The organism is Actinomadura sp. NEAU-AAG7, from assembly GCF_018603865.1.
GTDB classification, from domain to species: domain Bacteria; phylum Actinomycetota; class Actinomycetes; order Streptosporangiales; family Streptosporangiaceae; genus Spirillospora; species Spirillospora litoris.
Genome location: NZ_JAHFZY010000004.1, coordinates 376,363 through 391,947, shown reverse-complemented (window position 1 = coordinate 391,947; position 15,585 = coordinate 376,363). Strand labels below are relative to the sequence as shown.

The following is a 15,585-nucleotide window of genomic DNA, read 5'->3' as shown; positions in this document are numbered from 1 at the left end:
CATTCCTGAGATGCTGCGAACGGCGCGACGGGGAGCATACCGAGTGCGAACTCGGGCGGCCGGGTTGGGGATGTATGGATCTTCAGATCAGGGTCACCGGCGGTGACGAGGCCGGTGAACGCGCCCGCCTCCTGGAGTGGTTGCGCGCCGACCGGCGGCTGGCCGGGCATGTCCGCGTCCAGCGGCGGCCACCTGGAGCAGAGGAACTGGGCGGGACGCTGGACGCGGTGATGGTCGCGGTCGGCTCCGGCGGCGTGTCCGCCGTGCTGGCGCAGACCCTCCCGGCCTGGATTCAAAGCCGCCGCCCGAAAGTGAGGTTCACCCTCACCACCGAGACCGGAGACCGCTTGGAACTGGAGACCGCGGACGCCGCCGAGGCTCCGCGTCTCATCGCGGAACTGCTGCGGCACCACCATGGCGCGTCCGACTGAGCCGCGCACCGATCTGGCCGACTCCCGCGCCCTTCTGATCGGCACGTCACATTTCCACGACGACGGGTTCACCGGTGTTCCCGCCGCGGCCAACAGCGTGGCGGGCATGTACGAAATGCTCACCGACCCTGCCCGCGGCGGCTGGCCGCGCGACCAGGTGACCACCATCACCAATCCCCACGGCGCCGCATGGCTGGTCCAGCGGATCCGGCGCATGACCGAGACCACGACCGGCGCCTTCCTGCTCTACTACGTCGGCCACGGCGTCATCAGCGAACGCGGGAACCTCACCCTCACCCTGACCGACACCACCGCCACCGACCCCGACCTGACCGGCGTCGAATTCGACCACATCCAACGCGCGCTGGGCACGAGCCCCGCCCGCGTCTCGGTCGTCATCCTGGACTGCTGCTATTCAGGCCGGGCCATCAGCGCGCTGAGCGCCCTGGACACCGTCGCCGACAGCACGAGCATCGAAGGCGTCTACACGCTGACCGCCGCCGAGGGCCCCGCCCATGTCGTCCCCTTCCACCAGCAGCACTCCACCGGCACGTCCTTCACCCAGGAACTGCTGGACCTCATCAACGAAGGACTGCCGGACGGCCCCGAACTCCTCACCTTCCACAGCCTCTACGGCCCCCTGGCCCACCGCCTGCACCGCCGCGGGCTGCCCCGCCCCAACCAGCGCGGGACCGACACCGTCCACCACTTCGGCCTGTCCCGCAACACCGCCTACGGCCGGCTCCCCCGGCCCCGAGACGACGATCCGGTGCTCAACTCCGGCTCTGGCTGGATGGCCCCTCGCCCGATCACCACCCCCTCCCCGGCGCCCTCCGGAACCAGCACACCGGTCTTCAGCAGCCGCATCCGGGCCGGCAAGGTACTGACCTCCCGGTTGGGGGCCCAGCACCTGGCCTTCATGCTTCTCGCGCCCTCGGTCTTCCTGCCTTACGCGACGGAATCCACTTCCCAGACCTCGATCGTGCCCCTGATCATCATCGGAGCGATCCTCGGGACCGTTCTAGCGCTTTTCGTCATCATCCTGGTGCAGTTCTGCCTGACATTGGCCGAACTGGTTCGCCCCCGCCGCCTGAACATCGGCCCCGAAGGGGTCTCCATCGTGTGGGGATCGCGCCGGGCGAACTACACCTGGGACGAGATCGCCACGTTGGAAGTGGCGAACACGGGCCGCGAACGGCCGACCCTGATGCTATGGAGAAAGCCGACCCCGTGGGGTCGCCCCGCTCACCGGACACCGCGGCTGGGCCACTCGCCTCGACGCCCGCCCTGGGAAGACCGCGCGACCGGCTGGATCCGCATCTGCTACCTCGACCAACTACAACGCGGCCGCGAACTAGAAGAACTGTTGCCAGGACGGGCGCCATGGACCCGGTCGAACTAGGACCTCGATCCCCGCGCCCTCGCACAAAGGAACCACCATGCACCTCACCCTGGTCGTGATCGTCGCCGTCATCGTGATGATCCTCGTCCTGCTGGGCACGCTCGTGGCCTGGCTGTCGCACCGACGCTGACCGCCACGCGCACCCGTCGGTCCACCCGCAGCCACTACGCTCGGCGCATGGCGATCCAGCGGATGGACAACGTGCTCATCGTTGTCGAAGACCTAGAGGCCGTTATCGCGTTCTTCGTCGAACTCGGCCTGGAACTGCAAGGCAAGGGCCCCCTTGAGGGACGCTGGGTGGAACGTGTCATCGGCGTGGACGACGTCCGGCAGGACATCGCGATGCTGCGAACCCCGGACGGCAGCAGCGGAATCGAGCTCGCGCGCTTCCACCAACCGGCGGCGATCAGGCAGGAGCCCCAGAACGCGCCGGCGAACACACTGGGCATCCGCCGCGTCATGTTCGCCGTCGACGACATCGAGGACGTGGTCGCCCGGCTCAAGTCCCGCGGCGCCGAACTCGTCGGCGAGATCGTCCGCTTCGAGGACGCCTACCTGCTCTGCTACGTCCGCGGCCCCGAAGGCATCGTCGTCGGCCTGGCCGAGCCGCTCAGCTGATCCAGGTCGGCCGCCTCCACCAGTCGGCGGCACCCGCACGCGAAGTGCGGGCACCGCGCGTCCTCATCGCCCTAGGAGGAGACATATGGACAGGTCACCTCAGATCACGCACATCTCCTGGGGACGCATGGAGGTGGAGGGCTTGGCACCGGGCAAGGACTTCAAGCTGTACCCGGGCGGCGGTCGCCCCTGGGACTGGTCCGAGCACGGCACCCGACATGAGCCGGGCATCCAACCCGCGGACGTCCAGGAACTCCTCGACCACGGCTGCACGGTGATCGTGCTCAGCCGGGGCATGAAGCTTCGCCTGAACACCATGCCCGAAACGTCGGAGGTCCTGGAAGCCGCAGGGATCGAAGTGCGCATGGAGGAAACGACCGTCGCGGTCCAGCTCTACAACGAGCTGGCACAGACCAAGCCCGTCGGCGGCCTCTTCCACTCAACGTGCTGACTTTCCTCGCCACGAAGTCGATCGGGATTCTTCAGCGTGCGCGGGACCCGGTCCGCCGGTCCTTCTTCGGCCGACCGCAGCAGGCAGGGCATTCGAAGCCGCCCTCAGCGCGTTCTTGGATCAACCGGCGTCACCAGTAGCACTGCATCACGAGATCGTCCAGGCGAACCCAGTTCACGCCGGCATCGCCGCTTCCGTGCAGGACGATACGAAACTGCATGTTCTGCTCGCCGAACAGCGGCCAGCGATCGGTGTACACCCGCTGCCAGCCGCCGCCATCAACGGTACGATCAACGCTGTAACGCTTACCGCCGCTCGGGGTCCAGATTTCCAGGACGAGCGTGGTCCGCAGGCGCGGCCTGACGTAGATCTGCGCGACGCACCCGGCACCGGCGACGTTCGGCACCCCGGCCGTGTACACCCAGGTCTTCTCAGAAGCCCCGCCGAACTGCCCCCTCACCCAGCCGTTGTTCGCACCCGTTCGCGCATTGCCGCTGTTGATCTCAATGCCGGCGCTCCCGTCGCCCGCCGAGTCCGACTCCCAGCTCGTGCTCTGATCGCCCTCGAACCCGTTCTCGAACTGCATCAGGCCCGCGTGCGCCGTACCGGCACCGACAACGGACATCGCCGCGGACAACACGCATGTGATCGTCAGCGCCCACATACGGCGCGACCAGAACAGAAGCCTCCCGCCAGGGAGAGAACGATTCCCTTGGCGGGCGAAATGGGGACTCCTCCACATGTCAGCCTCTCCCTTTCGTTACCATTGTCGCGATCTTCAGCAGCCGCATGCAGCCCGACCCATCTCAGTCAGGACCGAAGGATTCAAAAAGCCGACACGAACGGAGGGTATTCCGCCGCGACCAGGCTCACGATATGACGGGGAACGCTCTTCCTTCGACTGTAGGGTCGAACACCGGCGCCAAAGAAGAGGGTCGCCCCGCATCGGTCGTGGCCGGATACGGTCGCTCTATTTTCGGCTGATGCTCTTCCCACGCCGGTGACGCCGCAAAGACAGCGTGGACAGGCAGCGCGACACCGACCGTCCGCCTCGCGCTGGCTTCTGCCGCATTTCGGTCGCACCCCACGCGACGGACGTCCGATCGCCATCTTCGATTTCAGACGACCCGATTGGGTGAACGCGCCGGGCCCTTGCGCACACCGCACGTTAGCGCTTCTTGCCTGGCGAGAATCCGGTTAGACGTCCGGCACCGCAATGGCGAGCGTCGCAGCGTGGTGACCGGCCCCCAGCCGCCACAGCGACGTCGCCGAACCCGCGGCACAGCTCGTCGAGGCCCCACAATCCTTGCCAGGTGGTCGCCGAACTCGCTCCCTGCGACCACACCGTCCGCCGCCCAGCCGCGCGGGGGCGCCGAAAGCGGCGCGAACCACTCTGTCGCCGCACACGTCGTCGAGCGCACCGGGGACGGCCGGGGCGAACGTACTGCTCTGTAACCGACCACTCTCGGTCATGTGGCTAGTACGATTGGTGACGCCCTTGGTCTTCTGGACACCAGGCCGACCATGACCCCGCCGCGAAGGGAACCCTCCATGGGCAGGCACAGCGACAAGAGCGAAGGCGACGCCGACCGGCCGGGGGCGCCGATCCCCCCGGCCGAGAAGGACGAGAAGGGCAAACCCGACAAGGGCAGGGGCAAATGACCGTCCACACCACCGACATGGGCGCGCGAACCGATGCCCTCGCCGACGCGCTCCAGGTCGATGGCCGCTTCACCAGCCCTCGCATCCGGGACGCCCTGCACGCCGTCCCCCGCCACCTGTTCGCGCCGACCCGCGGCTGGTACGCGGCGGACGGCCCCGGCCCCCGCCACGGCATCGACCGCGACGCCGACCCGAGCGGCTGGTGGGACGCGGTGTACAGCGACGGGTCCATCGTCACCCAGGCCGCCGACGGAGCCGGCGACCCCGCCGGGGGCGTTGCCGAGGCCACGTCCTCGCTCTCCTCGCCGGGCGTCGTCGTCGCGTTCCTGGAACTGCTCGACGTCCGACCCGGTCACCGGATCCTGGAGATCGGCACCGGCACCGGCTGGACGGCGGCGCTCCTCACCGCACTCGGCGCGTACGTCACCACCGTGGAGATCGACTCCGGCCTCGCCCTCACCGCCCACGAAACGCTGGTCATGGCCGGGTTCGACCCGCACGTCATCGCCGCCGACGGAACGCTCGGCGCCCCCGACCACGCGCCGTTCGACGGCGTCCACGCCACCTGCGGCGTCGACCGCATCCCCTACACCTGGGTCGAGCAGACCCGGCCCGGCGGACGCCTCGTCCTCCCGTGGATGCCGGAGTACGGCGAGGGCCACAAGGCGGTACTGACCGTCACCGGCGACGGCCGCGCGTCCGGCCGACTCGCCGGCGGCGCCGACTACATGGTCCTCCGGGCCCAGCGCAGCACCCTGTGGATCCCCGACGACATCACGGACGCGGAGGAGACCGCCACCCATCTCGACCCCGCGGAAGTGACCGGCAGCCACGGCGCGGATGTGGCGATCACCGCCGCGCTCCCGGACGTCATGGGCGCGCCCCGCACCCGCGACTGCGTGACCGAGTTGGAGCTGGCGGACACGGCGGCCACGTCCTGGGCGCGGGTCCGGCAGGGCGAGGGCGAGCACCAGGTGTGGCAGGCCGGTCCACGGCGCCTGTGGGACGAGGTCGCCGACGCGTACATGCGGTGGGTGGGATGGGGCCGCCCCGCCCAGACGGCGTTCGGACTGACCGTGGGCCCCGACCGCCAGGTGGTCTGGCGCGACGACCCGTCCAACATCATCAGCCGCTGACGCCCGCGTCCACGCCGTCCGTGATGCCTGTTCGCACAGGCGACCGCTGCACGACCCTGCGGACACCGCGCGCTGAGGCTCCGGTCGACAAGGGCAGGGGTCAGCCGGTGGAGGACACCAGCCCGATCCGGTAGGCGAGGACGACGGCCTGGACCCGGTCGCGCAGGCCGAGTTTCGCCAGGATCCTCGACACGTAGGTCTTGACCGTCTCGGGGGTGATGAAGAGCTCCGCGGCGATCTCCGCGTTCGACAGCCCCTCGGCGATCTGCCGGAGCACCTCCAGCTCGCGCGGGGTCAGTGCCCGTACCACGTCCTCCCTGGCCGACCGGGAGGTATCGGCCGGACGCAGGTGTTCGGCGAAGTGGCCGATGAGGTGGCGGGTGACGGCGGGGGCCAGCAGGGCCTCGCCCCTGGCGACCGTCCGAATGCCGTTGACCAGCTCCGCCGGGGGCGCGTCCTTGAGGAGGAAGCCGCTGGCCCCGGCCCGCAGCGCGTCGTAGACGTAGGCGTCGACGTTGAAGGTGGTGACGACCAGCACTTTCGGCGGTGCCTCGGCGTCGGGACCGGCCAGTTGCCGGGTCGCCTGGATGCCGCCGAGCAGGGGCATCCGGATGTCCATCACCACCACGTCGGGGCGCAGGCGCCGCGCGGCCTGGACCGCCTCGTGCCCGTTCTCGGCCTCTCCGACGACCTCCATGTCGGGCTGGGCGGAGAAGATGGTGACGTAGCCGGTGCGCACCAGGGCCTGGTCGTCGCAGACGAGCACACGGATCGGTGGCGGCGCATCGCTCACGGGTTCACTCCGATGCGGGCTTGGACGGAATCGTGGCGTGGACCTCGAACCCGCCTTCGGGCCGGGGACCGGCCTCAAGTTCACCATCGACCATCCGCGCCCGTGCGCGCAGCCCCGCCAGTCCACGCCCGCCCGCAGGGCCCGGCTCCCGGACGGCGGGTGCGGCCGCCGGGGAGGCGGCGGGCCCGTCGGTGGTCACCTTGATCTCGATGCGCTCCTCGCCGTGCCGGACCAGGACCCGTGTCGTCCGCCCGGCGGCGTACTTCATCGCGTTGGTGAGGGCCTCCTGCACCACCCGGTACGCGGCCAGTTCCACGTCCACGGACTGCTCTCGCCGCTCGCCATGCTCGCTGAACTCGACCGGCTGCCCCGACCTGCGGGCCTGCTCGACCAGGTCCCCGAGCCGTCCCAGGGTGGGTGCCTGGTCCGCGGACGCCGACTCGCCGGTCGGGTCCAGCACGTCGAGCAGGTATCGCAGTTCTCCCAACGCCCGGCGGCCGGTGTCGCTGATGGCCGAGAGTCCCTCGCCGGCTTTGTCCGGTGCCGAGGCGAGCAGGAACTGTGTCGCGTCCGCCTGGACCACCATGGCCGTCACATGATGGGTGACCACGTCGTGCAACTCGCTGGCGATCCGTGCCCGCTCTCCGGCCGTGGCCACTTCGGCTGCCAGCCGCCGCCGCTGCGCCTCTTCCGTCCGCCGTGTGCGCACAGTGCTCCCCACCAGCCAGAACGCGGCCAGAACCAGATAGAACGCGAGATAGTCCGCAATGCCCTGCGGTGAGCCGAGGCGGTCCAGGACGAGGGCCAGCACGGCATATCCCGCACTCACCACGCCCGCCAGAGCATGGCGGAAGCGGACCTGGTGGGCCCCGGCCGAGTACAGGGCCAGATAGAGCCCCAGACTCCCGAACGTCGTCGCGAAGCCCAGCGCCTGGTACGCGGCGAACGGGCCGGCGACGAGGACCAGACATCCCGCGGGCCACCTCCGGCGGGCCGCCAGCGGCAGGGTCTGGGCCAGGATCAGCCCGACGCTCAGCGCGCTCGCCGGCCGACCGGGCAGATCTCCGATCTGCGCTCCGATGTTGGACAGGGTGGGAACGAAGGCCAACAGGGCCAGCACGAGGGCGAGGGCGCCGTCCTTGAGGAAGGCGTCCCGCTCCTCCCACCAGTCGAGCGGCGCACGGCCCCAGGGCGCCTGAAGGGACATCACTACCGTTTCCTCCGGTCAGCCGGCCTGACGACGGGGCAGCAGACGCCCGCCGCGGCGGGCCAGGACGAACATCCGGACGGCGAGCAGCACACCGATCACGACGGACACCAGCGCCGCCTCCAGGCCGAAGCCACCGCCGCTCAGCGCGGTGGAGCCGTGCACGTCGACGGTGAACAGGCCGTCGGAGCTGTGCCCGGAGACCGGGATGCCGAGAAGCTGCTCGGTGGTGTTCCAGGCGAAGTGCAGGCCCACGACGAACCAGATGCTACGCCGCCACAGGAACGCGGCGCCGAGCATCACGCCCGCCTCCAAGGCGATCGCCAGCGCACTCCACGCGTTGGCTCCCGGAGCGCCCAGATGGACGATGCCGAAGAACAGCCCGGTGATCACGATGGCGGCCCTGCTGCCCCACATCTGCTCCAGAGCCTGGAGCGCGAAACCGCGGAACAACAACTCCTCGGTGACCGCGGCACCGATCTGCACCATGACCGCGGACCACACGACGGCCATGAAGCCATGGTCCGCCCAGGAGAACGAGTAGCCCCCGAACGCCGTGATCAGCAAGGTGGACACCAGCACGAAGCCCAGGCCGATCGCGCCGCCCAGCAGCGCCTCCCGGCCGGCCCCCCACCGGGAGATCTCCGGCGTCTCCCGTCGCGCGACACGGCGCATGACCAGCCAGTACACGGCCACGGCGGCCACCGCGCCCAACGCCGGAACCGGACCAGGGCCCGTGGCGGTCAGCCCCGAGACCAAGCCGACGCCGACCAGGCCCGTCAGCATCCAGCCGAGCGGAGATCGGACGATCCGGCCGAGACGACCCCCACGAGCTTCGGGGCCCGTGTCCTGGCTGGGTGCGGTGGACGTTGTACTCATCGTGGCCTCCCTGTAGCGGCCGCACCGGCTGCGACCTGACGACCACGCTAGAAATCCGGCGCCCCACGCGAATCACCCGCACATGGACAACACCTGTAGCTCTCACGGGGGATGCGCCGCCGACGGCGGTGAGGTCGCGCTGGAACCGCCCGACAGCGGGGATCACATCGCTGAGCAGGACGGCCAGGACGCGGACGGGCAGGGCACGGCAGAGCCGGAACAGCTCCGACGCGGCGGCGGTAGCCTCCCGGGATGAGCGAGGATGAGTGGAGTTACATGATCCGTTCGGTGAAGCAGGGCGAGGCCGGCCCTTGGACGTGCCCTGAATGCGACGAGTACGCCGTCGAATTGGGTCAGCGGTTCGAGCAGGGCCGCGTAGTGGAGCACACACTGATGTGCCTCGCCTGCCAGGCAGAGGTCACTGCACCTGCGTGAAATCGACCACGGCGACCCTGCCAGGGTGGCCGTGCGTTCGCCGAGGACGTTTTGCAGCATGTGCCGAAAGACAGCGACCGAAGGCTCGCCACATGCTCGCGTCCCTTTCCCAAGGAAAGGGACGCGAAGGAGCAAACGGAGTTCTATGACGTCGCAGGGTCACGCGTCCGGTTGAAGAAGGCCGAAGAATCCCGGCGCCACAGCAGGGCGACCGCCACAACCCCGATCAGAGTGGGGATGACGCTGAGGGCCTTGAACCATGGCGGCGCCGAACCGGCGATGTCGATGAACACACCGAGGATGCCGAGGGACATGAGGATCGTCGACACGATCCGTGCGCTTCTGCGACCGCGCCGGACGAGCCAGGCCATCCACAGCCAGAACGCGAGCCCGAGGAGGCCGCCGATAACGGCCGCCGGGCCATAGACGGTGGCGCTGTGCGAGTGACCGTTGTTCGTGGTGCTGGTGTGGATCACACCCGGAGCGACCAGTGCGGTTATCGTGTTGGCGAGGGACACCACTGCGCCGAGGACCATCAACTTCGATGCTATGTCGATGGCGCGGGGCATCGACGCACCCGCATGGGCGGTGGCGCTTTCCGAATAGTGCTGTTGATGGATGGACATGGCGATGGTGTTCCCGACACGAGAAAACTAATCGCAGTGCAGGATTGTCCCGCTTATCGGACGTCCATTATGAGACCCTACGGCCGTCCATTGCGAGATAGCGGCCCTGGCCGCCCAGGGCCAGCAGGACCGCCTTGGCCACGACGTCGCCAACATCCCACGCGACCAAGCGCTCCATACGGACCTGCTCGGCGGCCCCGCACCGGCTTCTGAGTCGGCCAACACCACACACCACGGCCACAGCAGGGGCCATGCTTCCCTTCGCAGACCTGTGGCTTTACCGTGGGGCCCTCATCCCCCCTGCGAGGGTTCGCAACTAGTAGCGCACCGGCTGGTTGACGATCACCTGGTCCAGGCCCTCATCATCCCTGCGAGGGTTCGCACCGTGGGCTTCACGAGCCTGAACTCCATCTGAGATCCTTTCGGTCGCTCTTGCCCCTGGAGGGTTTGCAATCATGCCGATGACCTCAGGGATCATCGTTTCCGCGATCGTGGAACACGATGGCCAGTTGCTCATGGTCCGTGAGCAGCATCCTGGCGAAGCCCCCCAGTGGGTTCTGCCGGGAGGCTTGGCCGAGCCCGGCGAGCTTGTACATCAGGCACTTGTCCGGGAGGTGCGCGAGGAGACCGGGCTGACGGTGGCCGGCCCGGCCGCTCTCGCTTTCATCACCCAGTACACCGTCACCGGTGAGCCCGGATGGGACGGTGAGTGGACGGTTTTTGCATTCGCCACCGCGCAGCCCGAAGGCAGGATCGACGTCGCCGATCCTGACGGACTGGTGCTGGAGGCCGCCTGGGTTCCGTTCGAGGAGGCCGTCGCCCGGCTTGCGGCACACCGGTTCAGCCCCCGAAGGGATCCGACGGTTGCCTACCTGAACGACCGCACCACCGCGGGCGCCCTATGGCTCTGGCCGGACGGCCCAGCCGCCGCCCCCATTGTCATAAGCACACCCTTCCGGCAGTCGAGCATGGGTGATCTCACCCACCGGTAAACCTCATTTGGGTGCGGCTCATTCGCGAAGCTCCCCGGCCGGGGGCGGCGGAGAATGAGGTGCCCGAGGTCTTCACCGACTCCGCCGCCCTATGTTCCCGCGCCCCCCTTCCGCGGTCAGGCGGCCCTTTCCTGTTCGCGCAGCATTCCTCGGTCGAGTTCCAGGTGGCGTCCGGTGAACGCGGCCCGCATGCGGCGGTCGTGCGTGACGATGACCAGGGCGCCGGTGTAGTCCGCCAGGGCCTCCTCCAGTTCGTCCACCAGCAGGGGTGAGAGGTGATTGGTGGGCTCGTCCAGCAGGATCAGGCCCGCCGGTCCGGTGATCAGGCGGGCCAGTTCCAGCCTGCGGCGCTGACCTGCTGACAGATGGCGGACGGCCCTGGTCAGGTCGGCTGGGCGAAAGAGCCCTAGGGAGAGCAGTTCGGCGGCATGCTCCTCCGCCTCGCCTGGACGGCCTGCGGCAAAGGCGCGCAGGAGCGTGTCGCCGACGGCCTCCGCTTCCTCCTGACGCAGGTAACCGACATCCGCGCAGCGCTGGACGCGTCCGGCGGAAGGCGTCAGGTCTCCCGCCAGGACCCGCATCAGCGTCGTCTTCCCCGCGCCATTCGGACCGGTGACCAGTACGCGTTCACCTCGCTCGATGCGCAGTGACTCGACGTGGAGCCGGTCGGGAACGTCGACGCCGGCCAGTTCGGCCGCCGGGCCCGGCGCGACGGTTCCGTCCGCCGGGGTCGTTTCGAACCGCAGCGGGTCCGGCGGGGGCGTGAGCGGGTTCTCGGCCAGTTCCCGGACGCGCTGCCGGGCGTTCCTGATCCGGCTCATCGCGCCGTGGGCACGGGACCTGGCGCGGAAGGCGCCCGCGCCGCTGAAGGCGGCCGGGGCCTTGCGAGGGATGGCGGAGAGCCGGTCGATGTTGGCGTCGGCCAGCTTGTCCTGCCTGCGCTTCTCGTCCCGCCAGACCTCGTACTCGTGTCGCCGTCGCCTCCGGTCCGCGGCCTTGGCGGCCAGGTAGCCGGTGTAACCGTCGCCGTACCGGCGGACGGTCCGCTCGTCCACCTCCAGGATGGTCGACGTCACCCGGTCGAGGAACGTGCGGTCGTGCGTCACGGCGATCACGGTTCCGCGGTGATGACGCAGGTGCTCCTCCAGCCAGTGGACGGCGGCGTCGTCGAGGTCGTTGGTGGGCTCGTCCAGCAGGAGCAGTTCCGGGGACGCGGCGAGGGTCGCGGCCAGCATCAACCGCGAGCGCTCGCCGCCGGACAGGGTGCCGAGCGGACGGGCGCGGTCCAGGCCCGGGACGCCGAGGGCGCGGGCCGCGATCTCGACGCGGGTGTCGGCTTCGTAGCCGCCCCGGGCCTCGAACTCCGCCACCAGGTCGCCGTACGCGACGACCTGATCGGGGGTGGCCGCGCCGAGCGCCGCCTCGGCCCGGCGCATCCGGGCCTCCAGGTCACGCAGGTCGGCCAGCGCCAGGTCGATGGCGGCTTGGACCGTCGCCGAGGACGGCGGTTCGATCGTCTGGGGCAGGTACCCGACGCCGCCGGGCGCCGTGATCCGCACGGTGCCGTTGCCGGGGCGCTCGCGGCCCGCGATGAGCCTGAGCAGGGTCGTCTTCCCCGCGCCGTTCTCGCCGATCACGCCGACCCGCTCGCCAGGCTTGATCGTGAGGGACACGCGGTCGAGGACGACGTGATCGTCGAAACGCAGGGTGATGTCGGATAGGACGAATTGGGCGGTGCGCAATAGCGCCTCCGAAGAATCGCTGCAACAGGGAAGGTCGCAACCGCGCGCCGAGACAAGGAGGTCGGGGAGACCCGGACGGCCGGCTGAAACGCGGCGACGCGCGGCGGAGCGGTGGCTCTACGCCTGAAGATGCGCGTCAGATGCGACGATCACAGAGTTCCCATGCAGTCACAAGTACCAGAGAGACCGTCCTGCGGCAACCCCAGCGACGCCCACGACACCGAACACGTCTCGCGCCTAGTCCTCATCTCCCCGTGGCTTCGCAACCGCACCAAGGGCATCGGAGCGTCCAGCTCCTTACAGGGGCGCTCTTCGCCCCTGAAGGCTTGTAACCTGCGGACGGCCCGGCTCCTAGGCCACGTTTTCAGCGACACACCGGGCCCGACGACACAACCGCCGGATCGCTGAAGAACCTGCGTCCAACAGGCCGCGCTTCCCTTAACAGACCTGTGGCTTTACCGTGGGGTCCTCATCGCCCCAACGAGGGTTCGCAACGTCTCGCCGGGGTGGAACAGGTCCAGCCACTGGTGGTCCTCATCGCCCCAACGAGGGTTCGCAACCCGTGCGGTCGGAGTACTCATCGGCCAGCTCGACGGTCCTCATCGCCCCTGCGAGGGTTCGCAACGAGATAGCGTGATTACATCTCCGGCTACGGCGTAGCGTCCTCATCGCCCCCTGCGAAGGTCGCAACCCTGGACGACAGCGGCCGTCGCGCTGCCCACGATCGTCCTCATCGCCCTACGAGGGTTCGCAACCTTGCGAAGCTGATTCGCTACCGCGTCACCCTCGCGTCCTCATCGCCCCTGCGAGCGTTCGCAACCCTATGAACGTCACGAGCGCGACCTTGGCCAGCCAGGTCCTCATCGCCTCGGTGAGGGTCGCAGTACGCGCTTGCCGCCCCACCCCCTTATCCCACTCCGAGGAGGCGCTCACCGTCCCTGGAGGGCGCACAACAGATCGCGGATGGCTTTGCGCTAATCCCTCATGGCGAGGAATTCGCCCTCCGGGGAGGGCCTAATGAGGTAGAGCCAGTGACGGACTGCTTAGTTCCTACCAAGCGTCGATCACCGGCCCTACCCAAAGAAGCACAGCTAAGAGGGCAGAGCTTTGATAGCGGGGCGACTAGCCCCCTGCGTCCAGGCGTCCTGCTTTAACGTTGTTGGTGAACATCTGCCAGGCGGCGGAGGTGAGGGCCAGGCGAGAGCCGTTCGGGTTCTTGGAGTCTCGAACCATGATCGCGGACGTCATGTCTGCGACCTCCACACACTCACCTCCATGCTGGGCGCTGTGGCTGCTTTTGCGCCACTGGCCTACCTCTACACACTCGCCGCCTTGATGGCCGCTATGGCTGCTCTTGCGCCAATGAATACCTGACACACCTGAGGTGCTCATAACTTCTCTGTCGCGCCTTTCTGGGAAGGACTGTTTGGTAGGCCGGTGACCGGACTACTTGGTTTCCTACCAAGCGCCGGTCACCGGCCCTTCCCAGAGAAGCACTATCGAGCACCGCTAAGGAGGCAGTGCTTTGGTAGCGGGACGGCTAGCCTTCTGCGTCCAGGCGTCCCGCTTTGATGTTGTTGGTGAACGTCTGCCAGGCGGTGGGGGTGAAGGCTAGGCGGGGGCCATCTGGGTTCTTGGAGTCTCGGACCATGATCGTGGACGTTGTGTCCGCGACTTCCACGCACTCGCCGCCCTGGTGGGCGCTGCGGCTGCTCTTGCGCCACCGGATACCTGACACGTCTGAGGTGCTCATAGCTTCTCCATCGCGTCTTGGATCATGGCCAACGACTCCTCCACAGAGAGCGTGTGACCTTGGACCAGGTCCCACGTTACGGCCTGGAGTGCGATCCTGTCGCGCTGCTTCAGCAGTATCCCTTCCCCAGAAGACTCGGTGTAGGCGACATCAGGCCCATCTTCGAAACTCAGGAGGGCAAAGCTGCCCGCGAGGCCTGCGTGGTAGCCGGATTTGTAGGGGACTACCTGCAACTGGGTCTGGGGACGACGTGCCACTTCAAACAGATAGCCGAGCTGTTCTCGCATGATGTCCGCGCCGCCCACGTTCCGATGGATGACATTTTCGTCCAGGACGAGGAAGGTGTGAGGCGCGTCCTCTCGCTCGAATATTGCCTTACGTTCCATGCGTTCGGCGACGAGCCTGGCCGACTCGGACCCCATGATCGCACTGATCACCGTGTTGGAATACGCCTCGGTCTGGAAGAGCCCGCTGACCAGGTTGGTGCTGAAGACGCGGAGGTGGCTGGCCTTGCGCTCGTACCCAAGGTACTCGGTAAAGCCCGGCGGAAGGATCGCCAGGTGCCTCGTGTCGTTGATGCGGTCCAGTAGGCGGATGAAGAGGCCGTCCAGCTTGAAGAACGTGTCGAGGGCGGCGGCGAATTCTTCGGAGGGGAGGTTCTTGCGCAGCTCGACCTGGCCTACGTAGGAGTCTGCGAAGCCGAGTTTTTCGGCTAGTTCCTTCTTGCTTAGCCCGGCCTGCGTCCGGCGCCACTCCAGTTCCTTCGCGAACGTGACGATGGCGGGCGCTTCGTAAGGCTCAGACTGCGCTGGCATCTCGACCTCCGGGGGGCCTGCACCCGGGCGGCGGGTGCGATCGATCTCGCCTGTGGTACGTCGCTGGTGGTGCACAAGTGATTCCCCAGCGTAGTCGAGCGTGTGAAGGTTGTCGCACGAAATCGGGCAGGTGGGCGAGCAAGGGGTCGGTGATGGACGGGCGAGCGCGGGACGAGCGGGAGCTGGAGTCACTGCGAGGCGACTTCGGTGGGTGGCGGATCTGGCGGGCCGTGCGGCAGGACGGTCGGCTGGGTGAGTGGGTCGCCAGCCTGCATGACCCAGGAGTGGGTGTGGAGCCGACGCTCATGCATCCCTCTGCGTCGCTGTTGCGTGAGGCCCTCAAGCAACAGGCTCGGCGGGCCCGTAAGGGCTCGTCGCGGTCTGGATGAGCGCGGCGCGGTCGGTGTCATGCCCCCCGGACCACCGGCCGCGCCGCTTCCAACCGACAACTGCGAGGTGAACCGTCATGGGTGTGTCATGGGTGTGAGCTGGCAGGCGTTTCCCGCCCCTATGAGCGACCGGCAGACGCATCTGGGTGCGCTGCGAGCCGTCCTCGACCTACGTCCGGAACTGGCGTGCGGGGTGGTTGAGCGGCGTGGGGCGCCGGCGGGGTTGAGTGTGGTGTGGCGGGGGCGGCCGCACA

The 15,585-nt window shown here is 68.3% G+C and carries 16 protein-coding genes; 7 read left to right on the top strand and 9 right to left on the bottom strand.

All coding sequences use genetic code 11. The annotated features are described in order from the left end of the window. Positions 1-74: 74 nt before the first annotated feature. The 4 genes from KLI87_RS20825 to KLI87_RS20810 all read left to right on the top strand — a co-directional run bounded on the left by KLI87_RS20825 (position 75) and on the right by KLI87_RS20810 (position 2,902). Positions 75-431, top strand: coding sequence for a hypothetical protein (locus KLI87_RS20825; protein ID WP_214618332.1), 357 nt, complete (start codon positions 75-77; stop codon positions 429-431). Beyond that, on the top strand, positions 415-1,833 hold the full coding sequence (locus KLI87_RS20820) for a caspase family protein (RefSeq protein WP_214618331.1): 1,419 nt from the start codon (positions 415-417) through the stop codon (positions 1,831-1,833). The genes KLI87_RS20825 and KLI87_RS20820 overlap by 17 nt, the downstream gene beginning before the upstream one ends. A 177-nt stretch (positions 1,834-2,010) precedes the next feature. Further along, complete coding sequence (locus KLI87_RS20815) at positions 2,011-2,451, top strand: VOC family protein (protein WP_156219580.1); 441 nt, start codon at positions 2,011-2,013, stop codon at positions 2,449-2,451. 85 nt (positions 2,452-2,536) lie between these two features. After that, positions 2,537-2,902, top strand: a complete 366-nt coding sequence (locus tag KLI87_RS20810) for an Mth938-like domain-containing protein (RefSeq protein WP_214618330.1) — start codon at positions 2,537-2,539, stop codon at positions 2,900-2,902. A gap of 130 nt (positions 2,903-3,032) precedes the next feature. On the opposite strand, the gene KLI87_RS20805 is transcribed toward KLI87_RS20810, so the two are convergent. After that, entirely contained in the window at positions 3,033-3,566 is a 534-nt protein-coding gene (locus KLI87_RS20805) for a hypothetical protein (protein WP_214618329.1), read from the bottom strand. 994 nt (positions 3,567-4,560) lie between these two features. On the opposite strand from KLI87_RS20805, the gene KLI87_RS20800 reads away from it, so the two are divergent. Continuing rightward, complete coding sequence (locus KLI87_RS20800; protein WP_250904066.1) at positions 4,561-5,700, top strand: protein-L-isoaspartate(D-aspartate) O-methyltransferase; 1,140 nt, start codon at positions 4,561-4,563, stop codon at positions 5,698-5,700. A 100-nt stretch (positions 5,701-5,800) separates the two neighbouring features. On the opposite strand, the gene KLI87_RS20795 is transcribed toward KLI87_RS20800, so the two are convergent. The 3 genes from KLI87_RS20795 to KLI87_RS20785 are packed head-to-tail and all read right to left on the bottom strand — an operon-like array spanning position 5,801 to position 8,579. After that, positions 5,801-6,493: a response regulator transcription factor gene (locus tag KLI87_RS20795; protein WP_308166092.1), complete on the bottom strand. Its 693-nt coding sequence runs from the start codon at positions 6,491-6,493 to the stop codon at positions 5,801-5,803. Positions 6,494-6,497: 4 nt separating this feature from the next. Then, the gene (locus tag KLI87_RS20790) at positions 6,498-7,700 is read right to left on the bottom strand and encodes a sensor histidine kinase (protein WP_214618327.1); all 1,203 of its coding nucleotides are present in this window, start codon (positions 7,698-7,700) and stop codon (positions 6,498-6,500) included. Positions 7,701-7,718: 18 nt separating this feature from the next. After that, positions 7,719-8,579, bottom strand: coding sequence for a CPBP family intramembrane glutamic endopeptidase (locus tag KLI87_RS20785; protein WP_214618326.1), 861 nt, complete (start codon positions 8,577-8,579; stop codon positions 7,719-7,721). A 252-nt stretch (positions 8,580-8,831) separates the two neighbouring features. Between KLI87_RS20785 and KLI87_RS20780 the strand changes: the two genes are divergently transcribed. Beyond that, positions 8,832-9,014 carry a hypothetical protein gene (locus KLI87_RS20780; RefSeq protein ID WP_156219584.1) on the top strand — a complete coding sequence of 61 codons (183 nt, stop codon included), beginning with the start codon at positions 8,832-8,834 and terminating at the stop codon, positions 9,012-9,014. A 143-nt stretch (positions 9,015-9,157) separates the two neighbouring features. On the opposite strand, the gene KLI87_RS20775 is transcribed toward KLI87_RS20780, so the two are convergent. After that, entirely contained in the window at positions 9,158-9,640 is a 483-nt protein-coding gene (locus KLI87_RS20775; protein WP_214618325.1) for a hypothetical protein, read from the bottom strand. A 461-nt stretch (positions 9,641-10,101) separates the two neighbouring features. Between KLI87_RS20775 and KLI87_RS20770 the strand changes: the two genes are divergently transcribed. Next, entirely contained in the window at positions 10,102-10,632 is a 531-nt protein-coding gene (locus KLI87_RS20770) for an NUDIX hydrolase (protein WP_214618324.1), read from the top strand. 116 nt (positions 10,633-10,748) lie between these two features. Here the strand turns inward: KLI87_RS20770 and KLI87_RS20765 are convergent, their stop codons facing one another. From KLI87_RS20765 to KLI87_RS20750, 4 genes are all read right to left on the bottom strand, one after another. After that, entirely contained in the window at positions 10,749-12,374 is a 1,626-nt protein-coding gene (locus tag KLI87_RS20765; protein ID WP_214618323.1) for a TlrC/CarA/OleB/SrmB family ABC-F type ribosomal protection protein, read from the bottom strand. Positions 12,375-13,496: 1,122 nt separating this feature from the next. After that, entirely contained in the window at positions 13,497-13,766 is a 270-nt protein-coding gene (locus KLI87_RS20760; RefSeq protein ID WP_214618322.1) for a DUF397 domain-containing protein, read from the bottom strand. A 148-nt stretch (positions 13,767-13,914) separates the two neighbouring features. Further along, a complete protein-coding gene (locus KLI87_RS20755) occupies positions 13,915-14,127 on the bottom strand; it encodes a DUF397 domain-containing protein (RefSeq protein WP_156219589.1) in 213 nt (70 codons plus the stop codon). Beyond that, the gene (locus KLI87_RS20750) at positions 14,124-14,942 is read right to left on the bottom strand and encodes a helix-turn-helix transcriptional regulator (RefSeq protein ID WP_214618321.1); all 819 of its coding nucleotides are present in this window, start codon (positions 14,940-14,942) and stop codon (positions 14,124-14,126) included. Before KLI87_RS20750 ends, KLI87_RS20755 begins: the two co-directional genes overlap by 4 nt. Positions 14,943-15,585: the final 643 nt, after the last annotated feature.

Coding starts and splice junctions, on each gene's coding strand:
- KLI87_RS20780 (WP_156219584.1), top strand. CDS start 8,832: ATGAGCGAGGATGAGTGGAGTTACATGATCCGTTCGGTGAAGCAGGGC.
- KLI87_RS20750 (WP_214618321.1), bottom strand. CDS start 14,942: ATGCCAGCGCAGTCTGAGCCTTACGAAGCGCCCGCCATCGTCACGTTC.
- KLI87_RS20775 (WP_214618325.1), bottom strand. CDS start 9,640: ATGTCCATCCATCAACAGCACTATTCGGAAAGCGCCACCGCCCATGCG.
- KLI87_RS20800 (WP_250904066.1), top strand. CDS start 4,561: ATGACCGTCCACACCACCGACATGGGCGCGCGAACCGATGCCCTCGCC.
- KLI87_RS20805 (WP_214618329.1), bottom strand. CDS start 3,566: ATGTGGGCGCTGACGATCACATGCGTGTTGTCCGCGGCGATGTCCGTT.
- KLI87_RS20755 (WP_156219589.1), bottom strand. CDS start 14,127: ATGAGCACCTCAGACGTGTCAGGTATCCGGTGGCGCAAGAGCAGCCGC.
- KLI87_RS20820 (WP_214618331.1), top strand. CDS start 415: ATGGCGCGTCCGACTGAGCCGCGCACCGATCTGGCCGACTCCCGCGCC.
- KLI87_RS20825 (WP_214618332.1), top strand. CDS start 75: ATGGATCTTCAGATCAGGGTCACCGGCGGTGACGAGGCCGGTGAACGC.
- KLI87_RS20790 (WP_214618327.1), bottom strand. CDS start 7,700: ATGTCCCTTCAGGCGCCCTGGGGCCGTGCGCCGCTCGACTGGTGGGAG.
- KLI87_RS20815 (WP_156219580.1), top strand. CDS start 2,011: ATGGCGATCCAGCGGATGGACAACGTGCTCATCGTTGTCGAAGACCTA.
- KLI87_RS20785 (WP_214618326.1), bottom strand. CDS start 8,579: ATGAGTACAACGTCCACCGCACCCAGCCAGGACACGGGCCCCGAAGCT.
- KLI87_RS20760 (WP_214618322.1), bottom strand. CDS start 13,766: ATGAGCACCTCAGGTGTGTCAGGTATTCATTGGCGCAAGAGCAGCCAT.
- KLI87_RS20770 (WP_214618324.1), top strand. CDS start 10,102: ATGACCTCAGGGATCATCGTTTCCGCGATCGTGGAACACGATGGCCAG.
- KLI87_RS20810 (WP_214618330.1), top strand. CDS start 2,537: ATGGACAGGTCACCTCAGATCACGCACATCTCCTGGGGACGCATGGAG.